This is a genomic window from Bradyrhizobium sp. R2.2-H (genome assembly GCF_004346455.1).
Lineage (GTDB): Bacteria > Pseudomonadota > Alphaproteobacteria > Rhizobiales > Xanthobacteraceae > Bradyrhizobium > Bradyrhizobium diversitatis.
This window is the reverse complement of the sequence record NZ_SMBR01000014.1, coordinates 180739-198503: the sequence shown is the minus strand read 5'-3', so window position 1 is coordinate 198503 and position 17765 is coordinate 180739. Positions and strand designations below refer to the sequence as shown.

Here is a 17765-nt window from a genome sequence, read left to right as displayed (position 1 = left end):
CGGGGGGCGTTCAAGCGGCTGCGGCAGCGCGAACCTGTTCGGCCGCTGCATCCAGAACGGCCTGAGCCAGCTCAGGGTCATTGATTACGCGCGATAGCGTCACCGCGCCAACCATCGTCGCGAGAATGGCCATGGCCTTGCTGCGGGAGGCCTCGTCGCGAGTTCCGGCGAGAAAGCGGTCGAGCACGTCGAGATGCGCTTTGATTCCTGCTTCGAATTCCGCCTTCACCTCGGGGCCCTGTCGGGCGGCATCCGAGCCAAGCGCCACGATCGGGCAGCCGTCCATCCTCTCTCCGCGATGGTCGCCGCTGAGGTAGAACCCAATCACTGCGCCGAGTGGATCGTCGGGATGGGTCGCGGCCGCGTCTGACCATCGCCCGGATGCGCTTTCCAATGCGCGCCTGGACGCCTCCACCGCCAGATCCTCTTTTGATGCGAACTGCTTGTAGAAGGCGCCTTGGGTTAGCCCGGCCCCCTTCATTAGATCTTTGAGGCCGATGCCATCAAAGCCGCGCTCCCGGAAGAGGCGACTGGCCACATTGATCACGGTTTGGCGGTTCTCGGCCGCCTGGGTGCGACTCACTCGCATCGCGGATCTCCATTTGGATTTCGTCCAACCTCTATAGCCAATATAGAGTTCAACTGCAATCTATAAGTCCGCGCGGGTAGATCTTAAGCGCAGCGCGGCGAGAACCCGTCTTCTCGGGATCACGCTCCCGTGATCATCTTGATTTTTAGATTGCGATCGACCTCTAAATTCCATATAGAGGTAGATCGAAACCTAAAATCTCAAAGGAGACGGTCATGAAAAGGGGTGTTGCGATGCTCGCCGGTATTTTGATCCCGGTGGGGGTGGCTACCTTCGTTGCTCTTGCGATTCCCGGCCATGAAGCCTCCGCGGTCATCGACCCCAGGCAAGAGCCCCCTATGGTCCGCCTGGTGACGCCCACTCTTGTCAGCGGATCTGAACGTGGTTTCACGGGGACCGTCGGCGCGCGCGTGGAAAGCAATCTCGGTTTCCGCGTTGCCGGGAAGATCGTCGAACGACTCGTGAATGTCGGTGAGCAGGTCAAATCCGGCCAGCCGCTGATGCGGATCGACGAAACCGACCTACGCCTGGCGGTCACAGCGAAGCGCAACGCCGTCGCCGCTGCGCGTGCGGTTGTCGTTCAGACCGACGCCGACGAGCGGCGCTACGCCAATCTGGTGAACGACGGATGGACGTCAAAGCAACGCTACGAGCAGGCGAAGGCCGCATCGGACACCGCCAAGGCGCAGCTCGCGGCAGCCGAAGCCGAAGCAGGAGTCGCCGAGAACCAGGCGACCTATTCCGTGCTGGTGGCGGACGCTGACGGAACGGTCACCCAAACGCTTGGTGAGCCCGGCCAAGTCGTCGCCGCCGGCCAGGCGGTGGTTCGGCTGGCCCAGTCCGGTCCTCGCGAAGCTGTGGTGGCGCTTCCCGAAACGACCCGGCCGGCGATCGGATCGCTCGCCGAGGCGAGCCTGTATGGGAGCGATGGGCGCCGCTTTACCGCGCATCTGCGCCAGTTGTCGGATTCCGCCGATCCCCAGACCCGCACCTATGAGGCCCGATACGTGCTCGATGGTGACGCCGCGGCGGCGCCGCTTGGCGCGACGGTCACCATTCGGCTTGCAAGCCAGGATCATCGGCCGGAAGTCCAGGTGCCGCTGGGAGCCGTGCTCGATGACGGCAGAACGACCGGCGTTTGGGTCTTCGACAGCGCGAACTCAACCGTGCGCTTGCAGCCCGTCAAGCTTCTGCGCGTGACCAGCGAAACGGCTGTTATCTCCGGATCGAAGTCCGGTGACCAGATTGTCTCCCTGGGCGCTCATCTTCTGCACGAGGGCGCTCGCGTCAGGACCGCGTCGGAAACCAGGAGTAACTGATGAGCTTCAACCTCTCCGCCCTCGCCGTTCGCGAACGGGCCGTCACCCTGTTCTTCATCCTCCTGCTGGCAGCTGCGGGCGCCTACGCCTTCTTCATGCTTGGGCGGGCCGAGGATCCGTCCTTCACCATCAAGACCCTGACGGTGACGACGGTTTGGCCGGGCGCGACCGCGCGCGAGATGCAGGACCAGGTCGCCGAACCGCTGGAGAAGCGGCTTCAGGAGCTGACCTGGTACGACCGGGTGGAGACGACGACGCGGCCCGGTTATGCCTACATGACCGTGACGCTGAAGGACAGCACGCCGCCGTCGAGCGTGCAGGAGGAGTTCTATCAGGCCCGCAAGAAGCTCGGAGACGAAGCGCGCAAGCTGCCCTCTGGCGTGCTCGGCCCCTTCGTCAACGACGAATATTCAGACGTGAGCTTCGCGCTTTATGCGCTCAAGGCCAAGGGCATGCCGATGCGCGAACTCGCAAGGCAAGCCGAGACCATCCGTCAGGACCTCTTGCACGTGCCCGGCGTCAAGAAGATCAACATCCTCGGTGAGCGTCCCGAACAGATCTTCGTCGAATTTTCCTATGCCAAGCTGGCAACGCTCGGCGTATCGGCAACGGATATCGTTGCCGCCTTGCAGCGGCAGAATACCGTCACGCCGGCAGGCTCGATCGACACCAAGGGACCGCAGGTCTTCATCCGGGTCGACGGCGCCTATGACAGCGTCGAGGCGATCGCCGACACGCCGATCGTCGCTGCCGGGCGGACGCTGAAGCTGTCCGACATTGCCGAGGTCCGCCGCGGCTACGAGGATCCACCCACCTACATCATCAGGCACCAGGGCGAGCCCACCATCATGCTCGCAGCGGTGATGCAGGAGGGCTGGAATGGTCTGGCGCTCGGCAAGGCGCTGGAGGAGAGGTCCGCAGCGATCGCTGGGACGCTGCCGCTCGGAATGAGCCTGGCCAAGGTCAGCGACCAGGCCGTCAACATCACCTCGGCGGTCGACGAATTCATGATGAAGTTCGCGATGGCGCTCGGCGTGGTGTTGCTGGTGAGCCTTCTCAGCCTCGGCTGGCGCGTCGGCATCGTCGTGGCGGCTGCCGTGCCTTTGACGCTCGCCGTCGTGTTCCTGATCATGCTGGAGACCGGCCGGTTCTTCGACCGCATCACGCTCGGTGCTTTGATCCTGGCGCTCGGTCTCCTCGTCGACGACGCCATCATCGCCATCGAGGTGATGGTGGTGAAGATGGAAGAGGGCATGGACCGCATCAGCGCGGCAGCCTACGCGTGGAGCCACACCGCGGCGCCGATGCTGTCCGGAACGCTCGTGACGATCGCAGGCTTCCTGCCGGTGGGCTTCGCCCGCTCGACCGCCGGCGAATATGCCGGCAACATCTTCTGGGTCGTGGGCTTCGCCCTCATCGTCTCCTGGATCGTCGCGGTGATCTTCACGCCCTATCTTGGCGTCAAGATGCTGCCCGCGATCAAGCCGGTCGAAGGCGGTCACCACGCGATTTACGGCACGCCCAACTATCAGCGCCTGCGTAGCCTCATCACCCTCGCCGTGCGCCACAAATTCCTGACCTCCAGCATCGTCGCCGTCGCCTTCGCGCTTTCCGTCGTCGGCATGGGCGGAGTCAAGCAGCAGTTCTTCCCGACATCCGACCGCCCGGAAGTGCTGGTGGAGGTCCGTCTGCCGGAAGGCACCAGCATCGAGACGACCACGGCCACCGTCGAGAAGCTCGAGGGTTGGCTGCACGATCAACCCGAGGCCAAAATCATTACCAGCTATGTCGGTCAGGGTGCGCCGCGCTTCTTCTTCGCGATGGCGCCGGAGCTGCCCGATCCGGCCTTCGCAAAGATCGTCGTCCTGACGCCTGACGCAGAGGCGCGGGAGGCTTTGAAGCACCGGCTCCGGCAGACCGTGTCACAGGGCCTGGCACCCGAGGCCAATGTGCGCGTCACCCAACTCGTGTTCGGACCTTATACGCCCTTCCCGGTGGAGTTCCGGATCATGGGGCCGGATCCCGCTCAATTGTATGCCATCTCTCAGAAGGCTCTCGAAGTCATGCGTGACGTTCATGACGCGCGGCAGGCAAATCGGGATTGGGGCGATCGCACGCCAGTGCTCCGCTTCATCCCAGATCAGGATCGGCTGAACCTGATCGGCCTTTCGCCGGCCGAGGTGGGCCGCCAGCTCCAATTCCTGCTCACTGGCATTGCCGTGACCCAGGTTCGCGAGGACATCCGCAATGTCCCCATCGTGGCGCGCAGCGCCGGCGGCGAGCGGCTGGATCCATCGCGTCTGGCGGATTTCTCATTGATGAGCAGGGACGGCCGCTCGATTCCGCTCGACCAGGTCGGTCATTCGGAAATCCGACTCGAAGAGCCGATCATGAAGCGCCGCGATCGCACGCCGGTCGTCACCATTCGCTCTGATATCAATGAGGCGAACCAACCTCCGGAGGTCTCCAAGGAGATCAAGACGGCCCTGCAGCCGCTGATCGCCTCCCTTCCGGCCGGCTATCGTATCGAGCTCGGCGGATCGATCGAGGAAGCTACCAAGGCAAACGACGCGCTGGCGACGATCTTCCCCGCCATGATTGCCGCGATGCTGATCGTCGTCATGCTACAGGTGAGGTCCTTCTCGACGATGGCGATGGTCGTGCTAACCGGACCGCTCGGCCTCGTCGGCGTCGTGCCGGCACTGCTCCTCTTCAACCAGCCGTTCGGGTTCAACGCGATCCTGGGCCTGATCGGACTGGCGGGCATTCTAATGCGCAACACTCTGATTCTGACCGAACAGATCAAGGAGAACCTCGCCGCCGGACTTGACGACTATCACGCTGTCATCGAAGCCACAGTCCAACGCACCAGGCCCGTGATCCTCACGGCGCTTGCTGCGGTGCTTGCCTTCATCCCGCTCACGCACTCCGTCTTTTGGGGATCGATGGCCTACACGTTGATCGGCGGCACCGCGGTCGGAACGGTGCTGATCCTGCTGTTCCTCCCAGCGCTCTATGCAGCGTGGTTCCGGATCAAGCCGACCGCAGATGATATGCATGAGGCTTCACGCGAGAAGCCGGAATTGCAAGCGGCAATGGCTGCCGAGTAAGGCTCCGTTGATCCCATGGAGGATCGTCCGGTCCGAACGGGAAAAGGACAAGGCCCGCGCCCACATCCGGGAAGTGGCGGAAGTACGCTTTCGCTGGGGATCACCACAGGGCGTCGGTAGCCGACATCGCCGCCGCTAATTGATTAATCCAATTTAACTCGAACTTTAGCCAATTTGCCAACGGCGGTTAGGGTTACTTCCTCGATCTCTATACGAATTATTGTCCGCTTTACCACCCGCCTCTAACACGAGGACGGCGGACAACGCACATGCCTCATTCTAGGCCAATAAGTGCGGCCCGCCCCACGCGGAGGTGGCACGATGCGCAACGAGACGATCGCTATTCACGCCGGCTACGAGCCCGAAGCGACCACGCACGCGGTTGCCGTGCCGATCTACCAGACCGCGGCCTACGCCTTCGACAGCGCCGATCACGGTGCCGCCCTGTTCAATCTCGAGACCGACGGCTTTCGCTACAGCCGTATCGCCAATCCGACCAGTGCGGTGCTGGAGAAGCGCATCGCCCAGCTCGAAGGCGGCGTCGGCGCGCTTGCGGTCGCGACCGGACAGGCCGCGCTGCATTTCGCCTTCGTCAACGTCGCCGATCACGGCGGCAACATCGTTTCCGTGCCGCAGCTTTACGGCACCACGCACACGCTGCTCTCGCACATCCTGCCGCGGCAGGGCATCACCGGCCGCTTCGCCGAGAGCGACCATCCCGAGGCGATCGCGAGGCTGATCGACGAGAACACCCGCGCCGTTTTCGCCGAGACCATCGGTAATCCCGCCGGCAATGTCTGCGACATCGAGGCGTTGGCTAGAATCGCGCATGCGCATGGCGTGCCGCTGATCGTCGACAACACCGTGGCCACGCCGATCCTGCTCAAGCCGTTCGACTATGGCGCGGACATCGCGGTGCATTCGCTCACCAAGTTCCTGGGCGGTCACGGCACCACGCTCGGCGGCGCCATCGTCGATTCCGGAAATTTCCCCTGGGCCAAGCACGCCGAGCGCTTCCCGGCCTACAACAAGCCGGATGCCTCCTATCACGGTCTGGTCTATGCCGAGCGGTTCGGCCGCACCGCCTTCATCGAGCGGGCGCGCAGCGTTTATCAGCGCACCATGGGCTCGGTGCTGTCACCGTTCAACGCCTTCCTGCTGCTCCAGGGCATCGAGACCGTCGCGCTGCGCATGGAGCGCCATGTCGAGAATGCGCGCAAGGTCGCCGAATTCCTCCGCGGCGATCCGCGCGTCGCCTGGGTCAATTACACCGGCTTTCCGGACAGTCCCTATTATCCGCTGGTGCAGAAGTACCTGAATGGTAACGCCTCCTCACTCTTCACCTTCGGCATCAAGGGGGGCATGGAGGCCGGCAAGACCTTCTATGATGCGCTGAAGCTGATCACGCGGCTTGTCAATATCGGCGATGCCAAGTCGCTGGCCTGCCATCCGGCCTCGACCACCCATCGGCAGATGTCGGCGGAGCAGCAGCGCGTCGCCGGCGTGCTGCCGGAGACCATCCGTCTGTCGATCGGCATCGAGCATGCCTCAGACATCATTGAGGACATCGACCAGGCGCTGGAAAAGGCCTGCCCGTCGGCGCGGCTCGAGGCCGCGGAGTAGGCGGCGTCGCCCATGACGATCCTGATCGACAGGGATCAAGTCGTATCGAGCCCGGCCCTGGTGCCGGGCGAGGGCGATCTCGTGCGCGATCATGCCGGCGCCGACCTCACGATCGGGCTGATCAACAACATGCCGGACCCGGCGCTGAAGGCGACCGAGCGGCAGTTCATGAAGCTGCTCCAGGCCGCCGCGGGCCCGCACCGCATCCGCTTCCACTGCTTCTCGCTTCCCAGCGTGAAGCGGTCGCCCGAAGCGAAGTGGCATGTCGAGAGCGAGTATTCCGACCTTTCCGATCTCGAGCGCGGCAAGTTCGACGGACTGATCGTGACCGGCGCAGAACCGATCGCGCCCGAGCTCGACCAGGAGCCATACTGGCAGGACCTCACGAACCTCATCGACTGGGCCAAGACCAACACGCGCTCGACGATCTGGTCGTGCCTTGCCGCGCATGCTGCGGTGCTGCACCTCGACGGCATTGAACGGCGGCGGCTGCCGGCCAAATGTCACGGCATTTTCGATTGCGACGTCGTGACGCGCGATGGGTTGACCCGTGCTGCGCCTGCGCCGCTCAAGGTCTCGCATTCACGTCTGAACGAGATCGCCGAGAGCGACCTCGTGCAGGCCGGCTATCAGGTGCTGACACGCTCGGCCCAAGCCGGCGTCGACGTCTTCGTCCGCCAATATGCCAGCCGCTTCGTGTTCTTCCAGGGCCACCCGGAATATGACGCGCTGTCGCTCCAGCGCGAATATCTGCGCGACATCGGCCGCTATCTCGCGCGGGAGCGCGAGATCTACCCGTGCCTGCCGGTGAGCTATTTTGACGCAGCGACGGAAGAGAAACTGGCTCGCTTCGAGAGGAAGGCGGCGCATCAGCGCCATCCGGCACTCGCCAACGAGCTGCCCGGGCTGAGCTTGCGCGCCGATATCGGCGCTGGCAACGCGGCGGCAATGCTATTCCGAAACTGGTTGCGCTATCTCGGCGCGGACGCCGACGCATCGGTAGCGGCGCGCTAGTCCAAGCGGCATTGGCCTCACGTTAGGATTACCCAGGCGTTAGGCTTGCCTCAACCTGCGCACGAATGTTTCAGTAGAGGAATAGGGTATCACGGGAAGCGCAGCGTGTGGTCGGCACTCCAGGGACGCGTGAACAATCGGCTGGCCCGGCATTTCCATGCCGCGCCGCACCGATTGCCCGCGCATGCGCCGATGGTGAGCTTCACCTTCGACGATGCACCCGATAGCGCTGCAGGCGAGGGTGCCGAGCTTCTGGAGCAGCATGGCGGTCGGGGGACATTCTATCTCGCCGGCAGCTTGATCGATCAGCCGTCGGACCATTGGCACGGTCTGTCGAACGATGCGATCGTGCGGCTTCACAGGACCGGTCACGAGATTGCCTGCCACACCTTCTCGCACCGGAGTTCGGCCACTCTCGATGAGACCGCGATGGCTCGCGAGATCGAGCGGAACCGCAGTCATTTCCGCGGTATCGATTCCTCGATCACGCTGGAGAACTTCGCCTACCCCTATGGGCTCGCCTCGGTCTGGCGCAAGCCGCAACTCGCGAAAGCCTTCCGATCCGCGCGCGGCATTCTTCCCGGCGTCAACAGCGACGTCATCGATCTCCAGTTCCTGCGCGCCTCGCCGCTTGTGGATTGCGAGATCGATCCGGCAGGCATCGATCGCTATTTCGACGAGGCGGTCGCAAGCGGCGGCTGGCTGATCTTCTACGGCCACGACGTCGCCGATGCGCCAAGCCCCTATGGCTGCACGCCGCGCCTGATGCGTCATGCGCTGGAGGCCGCTGGTAAGCGCAACATGCCGATCGTGACCGTTGCAGAGGCGCTGCGACGGATCGGGGCGTAGCTGCTTCTTCCCTTCTCCCCTTGCGGGAGAAGGTGGCGCGAAGCGCCGGATGAGGGGTAGGTCTCCGCAAAATCGAATTCGCGGATAGAACCCCTCACCCGTCTCGCCGCTCACGCGGCGAGCCACCCTCCTCCACAAGGGGAGAGGGGAACAGCCGTGCCTCGCCTCCAAACAGTCTTGCCACGCCCACGCCGGCATGCGACTGGCGTTGTGACGAATCTCACGGCCTGATCTGTTCCGCCCATGTCCGCTCCCTCCACCGCTCCGCTCTCTGCGCCGGCCAACGGTCGCGACGCGCTGTCGGTGCTGCATTCGGTGTTCGGCCTGCCGGGTTTTCGTGGAGCGCAGGGCGAGATCATCCGGCATGTCACCGAGGGCGGCAATTGCCTCGTGCTGATGCCGACCGGCGGTGGCAAGTCGCTGTGCTATCAGCTTCCGTCCCTGCTGCGCGAAGGCTGCGGCATCGTGGTGTCGCCGTTGATCGCCTTGATGCGCGACCAGGTCGCCGGGCTGATCGAGGCCGGAGTCAATGCCGCCGCGCTGAACTCGTCGTTGACGCAGCAGGAGGCATCCGACATCGAGCGACGCCTTCTCGCGGGCGATCTCGACCTGCTCTATGTCGCGCCGGAACGGCTGGTCACGCCGCGCTGCCTGTCGCTGCTGGCGCAGGCGAAGGTGGCGCTGTTTGCGATCGACGAGGCGCATTGCGTCTCGCAATGGGGGCATGACTTCCGACCCGAGTATGTCGGCCTCTCCATCATCGCCGAGCGTTTTCCCGACGTGCCGCGCATCGCGCTGACCGCGACGGCCGACGAGCTGACGCGCAAGGAGATCATCGATCGGCTTCAGCTCACGGGTGCGCCGCAATTCGTCTCGAGCTTCGACCGGCCCAACATCCGCTACGAGATCGTCGACAAGCTCAACGCGGTGTCGCAATTGAAGGAACTGATCCGCGAGCGCCACATGGGCGACGCGGGCGTGGTCTATTGCCTGTCGCGCAACCGGGTCGAGGAGGTCGCTGCCGCGCTTCAAGACGCCGGCATTGCGGCGTTGCCCTACCACGCCGGTCTCGACGGCGGCGTGCGCTCGCGCAACCAGGACCGCTTTCTCAACGAGGACGGCATCGTCATCGTCGCGACCGTGGCGTTCGGCATGGGCATCGACAAGCCCGATGTGCGTTTCGTCGCCCATCTCGATCTGCCCAAGAGCATCGAGGCTTATTATCAGGAGACGGGGCGCGCCGGCCGCGACGGCAAGCCGTCGACGGCCTGGATGGCCTATGGCCTCTCGGACATCGTGCAGCAGCGCCGCATGATCGACGAGTCCAACGCCTCCGACGACTTCAAGCGGGTTTCGATCGGCAAGCTCGATGCGCTGGTCGGCCTTGCCGAGACGCCGCATTGCCGGCGCCGGCGTCTGCTCGCCTATTTCGGCGAGATCGCGATGGGCGAGAGCTGCGGCAATTGCGACAATTGCCTGACGCCGCCCAAGATGCGCGATGGCAAGGTGCTGGCGCAGAAGCTGCTGTCCTGCGTCTACCGCACCGGCCAGCGCTTTGGCGCAATGCATCTGATCGACGTGCTGGTGGGGCGCCTGACCGAGAAGGTGACGCAGTTCGGCCACGACAAGCTGTCGGTGTTCGGCATTGGCCGCGAGCTCAACGAGAAGCAATGGCGCACCGTGCTCCGGCAATTGGTGGCGATGGGCCATTTGCGAAGTGACAGCGAAGCCTACGGCGCGCTCAAGCTGACGGAGTCTTCGCGCGGGGTGCTGCGCGGCGAGACCGAGGTCTGGCTCCGCGAGGAGGCGCCGGGCATCCGGCTGCGTTCGAGCCGCGCCAAATCCCGTCGCGGCGACCTCGCGCCCACGGCCAGCGCGCCGCAGGGCGATGTCGATCCCGAACTGCGCGCGCGCCTGCGCTCATGGCGTTCCGACGTGGCGCGCGAACGTGGAGTGCCGGCCTACGTGGTGCTGCACGACGCAACGATCGACGGCATCGTCCGGGCCTGGCCGACGACGCTGGACGAACTCCGCAACGTGCCGGGGATTGGCGACAAGAAGCTCGAGCACTACGGCGACGAGCTGCTGCAGATCATCAGGACGCGGTAGGGCGCGCCAAGCTTGTTGGAGCGCTCAACTCCCTCCACACGTCATCCCGGACAAGCGCGCCTCGAGCGCGCGCAGATCCGGGATCCATAACCACAGGCCGATGTGGTTGGGGCAAGCTGTCAACCACGAATCTTCGCCAAACGCGATCTTGTGGCTATGGGTCCCGGATCTGCGCTGACGCTTGTCCGGGACGACAGCTGTGTATGAGGCGAGAGCTGAGCCTCTCACCCGTTCCTGAACGCATACGCATATCCGTTCAGCGCGGGGGCGCCACCGAGATGGGCGTAGAGGATCTTCGCACCCTTCTCGAAATAGCCCTTCTTCGCGAGGTCGATCAGGCCCTGCATCGACTTGCCCTCGTAGACGGGGTCGGTGATCATGCCTTCGAGACGCGCGGTCAGGCGGATCGCCTCCTTGGTCTCTTCCGACGGCACGCCATAGGCGGGATAGGCGTAGTCCTCGATCAGCACGACGTCGTCGGCGACGAGGTCCTTGCCGAGCTCGACGAGCTCAGCGGTGTTCTGCGCGATCTCGAGCACCTGCGCCTTGGTCTGATCAGGCGTGAAAGAGGCGTCGATGCCGATCACCTTGCGGGCGCGGCCATCGGCGGCGAAGCCGACCAGCATACCGGCATGGGTGGAGCCGGTGACGGTGCAGACGATGATGTAGTCGAACTTGAAGCCGAGCTCGGCTTCCTGCTTGCGCACCTCCTCCGCGAAGCCGACATAGCCGAGGCCGCCAAACTTGTGCACAGAGGCGCCGGCGGGAATCGCGTAGGGCTTGCCGCCCGCCGCCTTCACCTCCTCGATCGCCTGTTCCCAGCTCTTGCGGATGCCGATATCGAAGCCTTCGTCGACCAGGCGGACGTCGGCACCCATGATGCGCGAGAGCATGATGTTGCCGACGCGGTCATAGACCGCGTCCTCGTGCGGCACCCAGGCTTCCTGCACGAGGCGGCACTTCATGCCGATCTTCGCGGCGACCGCGGCGATCATGCGGGTGTGGTTCGACTGCACGCCGCCGATCGAGACCAGCGTATCGGCGTTGGAGGCGATCGCATCGGGAATGATGTATTCGAGCTTGCGCAGCTTGTTGCCGCCATAGGCGAGGCCGGAATTGCAGTCCTCGCGCTTGGCATAGATCTCGACATTGCCGCCGAGGTGTTTTGACAGTCGCTCCAGCTTCTCGATCGGCGTCGGGCCGAAGGTCAGCGGATAGCGTGCAAATTGGTCGAGCTTCATAGGTCATCCCGTGGGTGCGTGGGTCTGGGATGTCGCTAGCATTTGCGCGGAAAAATGTGCTCTCGAATATGGCGCCAAAATTGCGCTATATCTTGCGACAATGTCGTAGCGAGTTATTATTTCTTTCGCTTTGTGCAGCTAATACGGAAGAAACTTTCATGTCCGGGCGACTCGATCGAATTGATCTCAAGATGTTGAGATTGCTGCAAAATAACGGCCGGCTCAGCAATGCCGAGCTGGCCGAGACCGTCGCCATCAGCCCCGCCACCTGCCATCGCCGCACCCAGCGACTGTTCGAGGACGGCTTCATCGCCACCGTGCGCGCCATGGTCGCGCCGAAGAAGGTGGCGAAGGGCACGCTGGTGATGGTCGGCGTCGTGCTCGACCGCTCGACGCCCGAGAGCTTTGCCACCTTCGAAAAGGCCATCGCGAAGCTGAAGTTCGTGCTCGATTGCCACCTGGTCGCCGGCGACTTCGACTACTTCCTCAAGATCCGCGTCGGCGACATGGAGGATTTCAACCGCATCCATGGCGAGCAGCTCATCGCGCTGCCCGGCGTGCGCCAGACCCGAACCTTCTTCGTGATGAAGGAAGTCGTCGACAACGCGCCTCTGGAGTTTTGAGCGAAAGCGTTTTCCAGCGAAGTGGAAGCCGGTCCGCGTCATAATCGCGTCAAATCAGAATCCAGCGCACTTGATGCGCGATCCGCATCATGAGAGGTTCGACCGATGCAGACATTCCCCTTCCGCCAGTTCAATCCGGCCGGGCCGAGCTATCGGCGCGGCTGGGTCGACGAGGCCGTGGCTGCGATCGAGGCCGACCAGTGCCGCACCGCCGACACGCATCTGATCCGGCTGATCGTGCCGGCGCTCTCCGGCATCGACATCTATCTCAAGGACGAGTCTACGCATCCGACCGGCAGCCTGAAGCATCGCCTCGCGCGTTCGCTGTTCCTCTATGCGCTCTGCAACGGCCACATTGGCGAAGGCACGCCGGTCGTCGAGGCATCGTCGGGATCGACGGCGGTGTCGGAAGCCTATTTCGCGCAGATGATCGGCGTGCCCTTCTATGCCGTGATGCCGCGGACGACCTCGGCGGAGAAGATCGCCGCGATCGAGCATTATGGCGGCAACTGCCATTTGATCGACGACGGTCGCGCGCTCTATGCGGACGCCGCGGCGCTCGCCGCCCGTCTGAACGGCCACTACATGGATCAGTTCACCTTCGCCGAGCGTGCCACCGACTGGCGCGGCAACAACAACATCGCCGAGTCCATCTTCACGCAATTGCAGGGCGAGCCGCGCCCGCTGCCGGACTGGATCGTGATGGGTGCCGGCACCGGCGGCACCTCGGCCACCATCGGGCGCTATCTGCGCTATCGGCAATATCCGACGCGGCTATGCGTCGCCGATGTCGAACATTCCGCCTTCTTCGACTGCTTCCGCTCGCAGGACCGCTCCCATGTCTGCGACCGCCCGTCGCTGATCGAGGGTGTGGGCCGGCCGCGCTGCGAGCCGTCCTTCGTGCCGGGTGTGGTCGATCGCATGATGAAGATCCCGGATGCTGCGACGATCGCGGCGATGAACGTGCTGTCGCGCCGGCTGCGCCGCGCGGTCGGCGGCTCCACCGGCACCAACTTCCTGGCGCTGTGCCGGCTCGCCTCGGAGATGCGTCAGGCGAACGCGACAGGGTCGCTGGTGACGCTGATCTGCGATTCCGGCGAGCGCTACCGGCAGACCTGTTACGAGCCCGCATGGTTGAAGGAGCGCGGCCTCGATCCGGCGCCTTACGAGGCGGCCTTGTCGTCGTTCCTCGCGACAGGCGAGCCGCTGAGGCTCGATGTCGACGACGTCTTCAATCCGCAGGGCGCACGAAGCCCCGCCGCGTCATAGCAGCGCCTTCCTGCCGTTTTTCAAATTGGCACGACCGTCACGCCAACTTCACTTGCCCTGCGCACGCATGCAGGTGACGGTTGCGGTCTCAACGAGGAGATCCTGCCGTGCGCCTTCCCATTCTCGATCCCAAGGATCTGACTGACGAACAGAAGCCGCTCTATGACGACATGCGAGCCGGCATCACCGACCATTTCAAGGGTTTTGTGAACATGCGCGACGACGGCGCGCTGCTCGGGCCCTGGAACCCCTGGATCCGCGAGCCGCGCTTCGGCAAGCCGGTGTGGGAGCTGGTCAAGGCGGTCGCGTCGAACCCGCTGCTGCCCGCGCCGGTGCGCGAGGTCGCGATCCTCGTCACCGGCTCGCATTTCCGGTCCGGTTACGAACTCTATGCCCACGTTCTGGTCGCCGAGCAGCGCGGTCTGTCCGACGAGAAGCTGGCGACCATCGTCGCCGGACAGCGGCCTGTGGACCTCACCAGGCAGGAGGCGGTCGCCTATGACATGGCCTCGGCACTTGTCTGCGGTGGCGTGCTGCCGGAGCTGACCTATCGCGCGGCCGTGAAGGAGTTCGGCGAGCACGGCGCGGCCGAACTGTCCTATCTGGTCGGCGTCTACTGCATGGTCTCGGTCACGCTCAATACGTTCGACGTGCCGGTGCCGGAGTAGCAACGGCTTTGTTTCTTATGAGCATGATCTTCTCGGAAGACCGCTGCAGTGTTCCGGGATCGCGCCTAGTTGCGCACGGCGTAGAGCGGCGTTCGCAATGTCACCTGATAGGACGGCTTCGGCGTCCACGCGATCAGCGCGGTGATGCCGAACAGGCGGTTGTCGTTGTCGTCCATGCGGTCGAGGTCGAGCCGCAGGATCGGCTGGGTGAAGGACTCCGCGAGCGTCCGTCCCGCGAACTGTGCGCCACCGAAGGACTGCATGCCGAGGCGGCCGGTGAACTTCCAGTTGCTCGGCCATTGATAATAGCCGCCGGCATAGAGGACCGTGTTCGGCCGGATGCTGGCGAACGCACTGGCAATGGTGGCGGTGGTGTATTGCATGCCGGCCAACCAGCCCCGCGTCTCGTCCTCGTCGAGCGCGTAGTCGAATTCCAGGATGTTGTTGAAGGAATTCACCATGCCCTGCTCGTTCGGCACCGACTGCGTCAGCGTGGATTGCAGCGTGATCGTCGGGATCTTGCCGCCGTTCTGCTGGTAAAGGTCGGCCTGCACGCCGATGTTCCAACTGGTGATGTCGAAGGACGACCAGCCGCCGCCGATATCCGTCGTCGATCCGGACACGCCGCCATAGAGCGAGACGCGGTCGGTGACGTCGACGGTCAGCGGCAGGTCAACGGCAATCGACTTCGCCGCCGGCAAGCCGTGCGGCAGCGTTGTGCCTCGTCGCGCCGCCAGGGCCTGGAACGCGGCCGACAGCGAGGTTGTGCCGAAGCCGAGCCCGAGCGTGCCTGCGGGGATCGTCGCGTAGCTGGTGCGGAGGTCGAGGTAGATGTTCGGGACAGTCGGCTGTGCCGGTGCGTCCTCCTCCGCCTCGGTGGCGAAGACAGCGCTTGCTGAAACCGCCAGGCAGGCCAGTCCCACCGCGACAGCGCGCAAAGCCGGACGATGCGATGGGCTGCGGTTTGACACGTGACAATCCGGCGCGTGGGGCTCTGGTGGCGGAATCTCGTGCTAGATGGAACGTGATCGTTCCCGTGGTCAAGCGCTATCCGCAACGATGGACTGTATCGACGCGCGCGGCTACCCTGTCGTGACTGCACCGACACTCTCGCCGGCCGGAGTGCAGGCCGGACAACGGAGGACGACAGCCATGAACACGTCACGCCGCATCCTGCTCGCCGGAATGGCGGGGCTCGCCCTCGCTCCGACCGCCGTGGCGGCCGCACCGGCGCCAGTGGTCGATGATGTGACGGTTGCCGAAGAACGCTTTGCGCGCATGATCGCTGCCGCGCATGCGCCCGACGTCAATTGCGCACAGCAGGCGGAGCGCTATGCGGACGCGCATTGGCCTGAATATCTCGTGGCAGCCAGAGCCGTTCTCGACGCACGCGTGTGATTCTCACGCTTACTCACTTTTCCACCGCCCTCCGCACCTGTTCGCCGATCTGCGACAGCACGAGCTGGGCCTGCGGCAGGATCGCGCCCATGGCGTGGAAATTGTGGACCATGCCGTCGTGGCAGACATGCTCGACGGCGACGCCCGCGGCGAGCAGCTTGCGAGCATAGGCATTGCCTTCGTCGCGCATCGGGTCGTACTCGGCGGTATGGATGATCGCGGTCGGCAGGCCCGTCAGCCGTGTCGCACGCAGCGGAGAGACGCGGGGGTCGGCGGCGTCGATGCCCTCGGGCAGATAATCGGAAAGGTCGGCTTCGATGGTGACACGGTCGATCAGGTGGCCCTCGGCAAAGGCCTCGCGCGAGGGCGAGGTCTCCTCGAAATCCAGCACCGGGCAGATCAGACATTGCGCGGCAATGGAGAGGCCGGCGGTCTGCGCTGCCTCCTGGCACACGATCGCAGCGAGCGTGGCGCCGGCGGAATCGCCACCGATCACCAGACGGTCCGCGTCGATACCGAGCGATGCCGCCTCGCGCGCCACCCATTCGGTGGCCGCGATCGCGTCATCGACGGCGGCGGGGAATCTGTGCTCGGGCGCGAGCCGGTAGTCGACCGACACGAGGCGGCAGCCGGTGGCATGCGCCAGCGCGGCCGCGATGCGGTCGTGCGTGGCAATGCTGCCGGCGACGAGCCCGCCGCCGTGAAAGAACACGAAGCCCGATGCGAGCTCCCCGGCGCTTGCCGGCGTGTAGAGGCGATAGGGCAATTCGCCGGCGCGGCCGGTCAGCACGCCGTCGGACGTCGCCACATCCGGCGCCTCGGCACGCGCGAACTGCATCAACTTTGCCAGCGATTGCCGCCGCGCTTCCACGCTGGGCCGGCTCCGCGCCTGCGGCGCAGCCGCAGCCATCATGGTCAACAGACGCTTGGCGAGCGGATCGAGCGGCATGGATCTCTCCTTTCTCCCACGAGGGGAGGGTAGCTCACCAAGTCCCCGCAGGGAATCTTTTAGAAATTGGGGGCAATAGTGCCGGATATTTCTAAGGGGAGGCCGGTCATGGCCGAGATCAAGAAGCCCATCGACTATTCGCCGAGCTGGACCTTCTTCGAGGGCGAATGGCACGAGGGCAATGTGCCGATCATGGGCTCGCGCACGCATGCGGCCTGGCTCGGCTCGATCGTGTTCGACGGCGCGCGCGCGTTCGAGGGTGTTGCGCCCGATCTCGACCGGCACGTCGCCCGCGTCAATCAATCGGCGATCCATTTTGGCCTGAAGCCGATGCTCGATACCGGCGCCTGGTTGACGCTCGCGCAGGAAGGCATTGCGCGATTTGCAGCGGATGCCGAACTCTATATCCGTCCGATGTACTGGGCGCAGAACGGGAGCGGCGGCGGCGTGCTGTTCGACCCCGAGACCACCAATTGGTGCCTGTGCATCTACGTGGCGCCGATGCCAAAGCCCGTCGGCAACGCGATCACGCTGTCGCCGTTCCGCAGGCCCACGGCCGAATGCGCGCCGGTCGAGGCCAAGGCGGCCTGCCTCTATCCGAACAATTCGCGCGCGCTCGCCGAGGCCGCCGCGCGCGGCTTCAACAACGCGCTGATGCTCGACATGCTCGGCAACGTCGCCGAGTTCGGCAATTCGAACGTGTTCATGGCGAAGGACGGCGTGGTCTTTACGCCGGTGCCGAACGGCACTTTCCTGAACGGCATCACGCGCCAGCGTGTCATCAGCCTGCTTCGTGCCGACGGAGTCACCGTGGTCGAGAAGACGCTGCGCTATGCCGATTTCCTTGCCGCCGACGAGATCTTTTCATCCGGCAATTTCGCCAAGGTCGCTCCCGTGATCCGCATCGACGAGCGCGAGCTGAAGCCGGGCCCGTTCTATATGCGTGCGCGAAAGCTCTATTGGGATTTCGCGCATGCGGTGAAGCTGGCGGCTTGAGCCGGCTG

General features: G+C 64.4%; 15 protein-coding genes. 11 read left to right on the top strand and 4 right to left on the bottom strand.

All coding sequences use genetic code 11. The annotated features are described in order from the left end of the window. Positions 1–10: 10 nt before the first annotated feature. Positions 11–589, bottom strand: a complete 579-nt coding sequence (locus tag EDE08_RS30860) for a TetR/AcrR family transcriptional regulator (protein ID WP_131872763.1) — start codon at positions 587–589, stop codon at positions 11–13. A 215-nt stretch (positions 590–804) separates the two neighbouring features. Here EDE08_RS30860 and EDE08_RS30855 point away from each other — a divergent pair, with 215 nt between their 5' ends. The 6 genes from EDE08_RS30855 (at position 805) to recQ (ending at position 10613) form a co-directional block, all read left to right on the top strand. Next, a complete protein-coding gene (locus EDE08_RS30855; RefSeq protein ID WP_131872761.1) occupies positions 805–1908 on the top strand; it encodes an efflux RND transporter periplasmic adaptor subunit in 1104 nt (367 codons plus the stop codon). Beyond that, complete coding sequence (locus EDE08_RS30850) at positions 1908–5018, top strand: efflux RND transporter permease subunit (RefSeq protein WP_131872759.1); 3111 nt, start codon at positions 1908–1910, stop codon at positions 5016–5018. Before EDE08_RS30855 ends, EDE08_RS30850 begins: the two co-directional genes overlap by 1 nt. Positions 5019–5339: 321 nt before the next feature. Beyond that, positions 5340–6641: an O-acetylhomoserine aminocarboxypropyltransferase/cysteine synthase family protein gene (locus EDE08_RS30845; protein WP_131872757.1), complete on the top strand. Its 1302-nt coding sequence runs from the start codon at positions 5340–5342 to the stop codon at positions 6639–6641. 12 nt (positions 6642–6653) lie between these two features. Beyond that, on the top strand, positions 6654–7655 hold the full coding sequence (gene metA, locus EDE08_RS30840) for a homoserine O-succinyltransferase MetA (protein WP_131872755.1): 1002 nt from the start codon (positions 6654–6656) through the stop codon (positions 7653–7655). 105 nt (positions 7656–7760) lie between these two features. Next, positions 7761–8504: a polysaccharide deacetylase family protein gene (locus EDE08_RS30835; protein ID WP_131872753.1), complete on the top strand. Its 744-nt coding sequence runs from the start codon at positions 7761–7763 to the stop codon at positions 8502–8504. Between the two features lie 243 nt (positions 8505–8747). Further along, positions 8748–10613 (top strand): DNA helicase RecQ, encoded by a 1866-nt coding sequence (gene recQ / locus EDE08_RS30830; protein ID WP_131872752.1) that lies wholly within the window; start codon positions 8748–8750, stop codon positions 10611–10613. A 224-nt stretch (positions 10614–10837) separates the two neighbouring features. On the opposite strand, the gene EDE08_RS30825 is transcribed toward recQ, so the two are convergent. Beyond that, on the bottom strand, positions 10838–11854 hold the full coding sequence (locus EDE08_RS30825; RefSeq protein WP_131872750.1) for a 1-aminocyclopropane-1-carboxylate deaminase: 1017 nt from the start codon (positions 11852–11854) through the stop codon (positions 10838–10840). A 158-nt stretch (positions 11855–12012) separates the two neighbouring features. Between EDE08_RS30825 and EDE08_RS30820 the strand changes: the two genes are divergently transcribed. The 3 genes from EDE08_RS30820 to EDE08_RS30810 all read left to right on the top strand — a co-directional run bounded on the left by EDE08_RS30820 (position 12013) and on the right by EDE08_RS30810 (position 14414). Further along, the gene (locus EDE08_RS30820) at positions 12013–12477 is read left to right on the top strand and encodes an Lrp/AsnC family transcriptional regulator (RefSeq protein ID WP_131872748.1); all 465 of its coding nucleotides are present in this window, start codon (positions 12013–12015) and stop codon (positions 12475–12477) included. A gap of 105 nt (positions 12478–12582) precedes the next feature. Further along, entirely contained in the window at positions 12583–13746 is a 1164-nt protein-coding gene (locus EDE08_RS30815) for a PLP-dependent cysteine synthase family protein (RefSeq protein ID WP_131872746.1), read from the top strand. Positions 13747–13853: 107 nt separating this feature from the next. Then, on the top strand, positions 13854–14414 hold the full coding sequence (locus tag EDE08_RS30810) for a carboxymuconolactone decarboxylase family protein (RefSeq protein WP_131872744.1): 561 nt from the start codon (positions 13854–13856) through the stop codon (positions 14412–14414). A gap of 65 nt (positions 14415–14479) precedes the next feature. On the opposite strand, the gene EDE08_RS30805 is transcribed toward EDE08_RS30810, so the two are convergent. Further along, positions 14480–15352 carry a hypothetical protein gene (locus EDE08_RS30805; RefSeq protein WP_131872807.1) on the bottom strand — a complete coding sequence of 291 codons (873 nt, stop codon included), beginning with the start codon at positions 15350–15352 and terminating at the stop codon, positions 14480–14482. A gap of 214 nt (positions 15353–15566) precedes the next feature. On the opposite strand from EDE08_RS30805, the gene EDE08_RS30800 reads away from it, so the two are divergent. Beyond that, positions 15567–15812 (top strand): hypothetical protein, encoded by a 246-nt coding sequence (locus tag EDE08_RS30800; RefSeq protein ID WP_131872742.1) that lies wholly within the window; start codon positions 15567–15569, stop codon positions 15810–15812. Between the two features lie 13 nt (positions 15813–15825). On the opposite strand, the gene EDE08_RS30795 is transcribed toward EDE08_RS30800, so the two are convergent. Beyond that, positions 15826–16761: an alpha/beta hydrolase gene (locus tag EDE08_RS30795; RefSeq protein WP_131872740.1), complete on the bottom strand. Its 936-nt coding sequence runs from the start codon at positions 16759–16761 to the stop codon at positions 15826–15828. 108 nt (positions 16762–16869) lie between these two features. Here EDE08_RS30795 and EDE08_RS30790 point away from each other — a divergent pair, with 108 nt between their 5' ends. Further along, on the top strand, positions 16870–17757 hold the full coding sequence (locus EDE08_RS30790) for a branched-chain amino acid aminotransferase (RefSeq protein ID WP_131872738.1): 888 nt from the start codon (positions 16870–16872) through the stop codon (positions 17755–17757). Positions 17758–17765: the final 8 nt, after the last annotated feature.

What these genes read in the sequence shown, in the direction of transcription:
- EDE08_RS30860 (WP_131872763.1), bottom strand. Translation starts at nt 589, where the DNA reads ATGCGAGTGAGTCGCACCCAGGCGGCCGAGAACCGCCAAACCGTGATC.
- EDE08_RS30795 (WP_131872740.1), bottom strand. Translation starts at nt 16,761, where the DNA reads ATGCCGCTCGATCCGCTCGCCAAGCGTCTGTTGACCATGATGGCTGCG.
- EDE08_RS30850 (WP_131872759.1), top strand. Translation starts at nt 1,908, where the DNA reads ATGAGCTTCAACCTCTCCGCCCTCGCCGTTCGCGAACGGGCCGTCACC.
- EDE08_RS30825 (WP_131872750.1), bottom strand. Translation starts at nt 11,854, where the DNA reads ATGAAGCTCGACCAATTTGCACGCTATCCGCTGACCTTCGGCCCGACG.
- metA (WP_131872755.1), top strand. Translation starts at nt 6,654, where the DNA reads ATGACGATCCTGATCGACAGGGATCAAGTCGTATCGAGCCCGGCCCTG.
- EDE08_RS30815 (WP_131872746.1), top strand. Translation starts at nt 12,583, where the DNA reads ATGCAGACATTCCCCTTCCGCCAGTTCAATCCGGCCGGGCCGAGCTAT.
- EDE08_RS30855 (WP_131872761.1), top strand. Translation starts at nt 805, where the DNA reads ATGAAAAGGGGTGTTGCGATGCTCGCCGGTATTTTGATCCCGGTGGGG.
- EDE08_RS30845 (WP_131872757.1), top strand. Translation starts at nt 5,340, where the DNA reads ATGCGCAACGAGACGATCGCTATTCACGCCGGCTACGAGCCCGAAGCG.
- EDE08_RS30800 (WP_131872742.1), top strand. Translation starts at nt 15,567, where the DNA reads ATGAACACGTCACGCCGCATCCTGCTCGCCGGAATGGCGGGGCTCGCC.
- recQ (WP_131872752.1), top strand. Translation starts at nt 8,748, where the DNA reads ATGTCCGCTCCCTCCACCGCTCCGCTCTCTGCGCCGGCCAACGGTCGC.
- EDE08_RS30790 (WP_131872738.1), top strand. Translation starts at nt 16,870, where the DNA reads ATGGCCGAGATCAAGAAGCCCATCGACTATTCGCCGAGCTGGACCTTC.
- EDE08_RS30820 (WP_131872748.1), top strand. Translation starts at nt 12,013, where the DNA reads ATGTCCGGGCGACTCGATCGAATTGATCTCAAGATGTTGAGATTGCTG.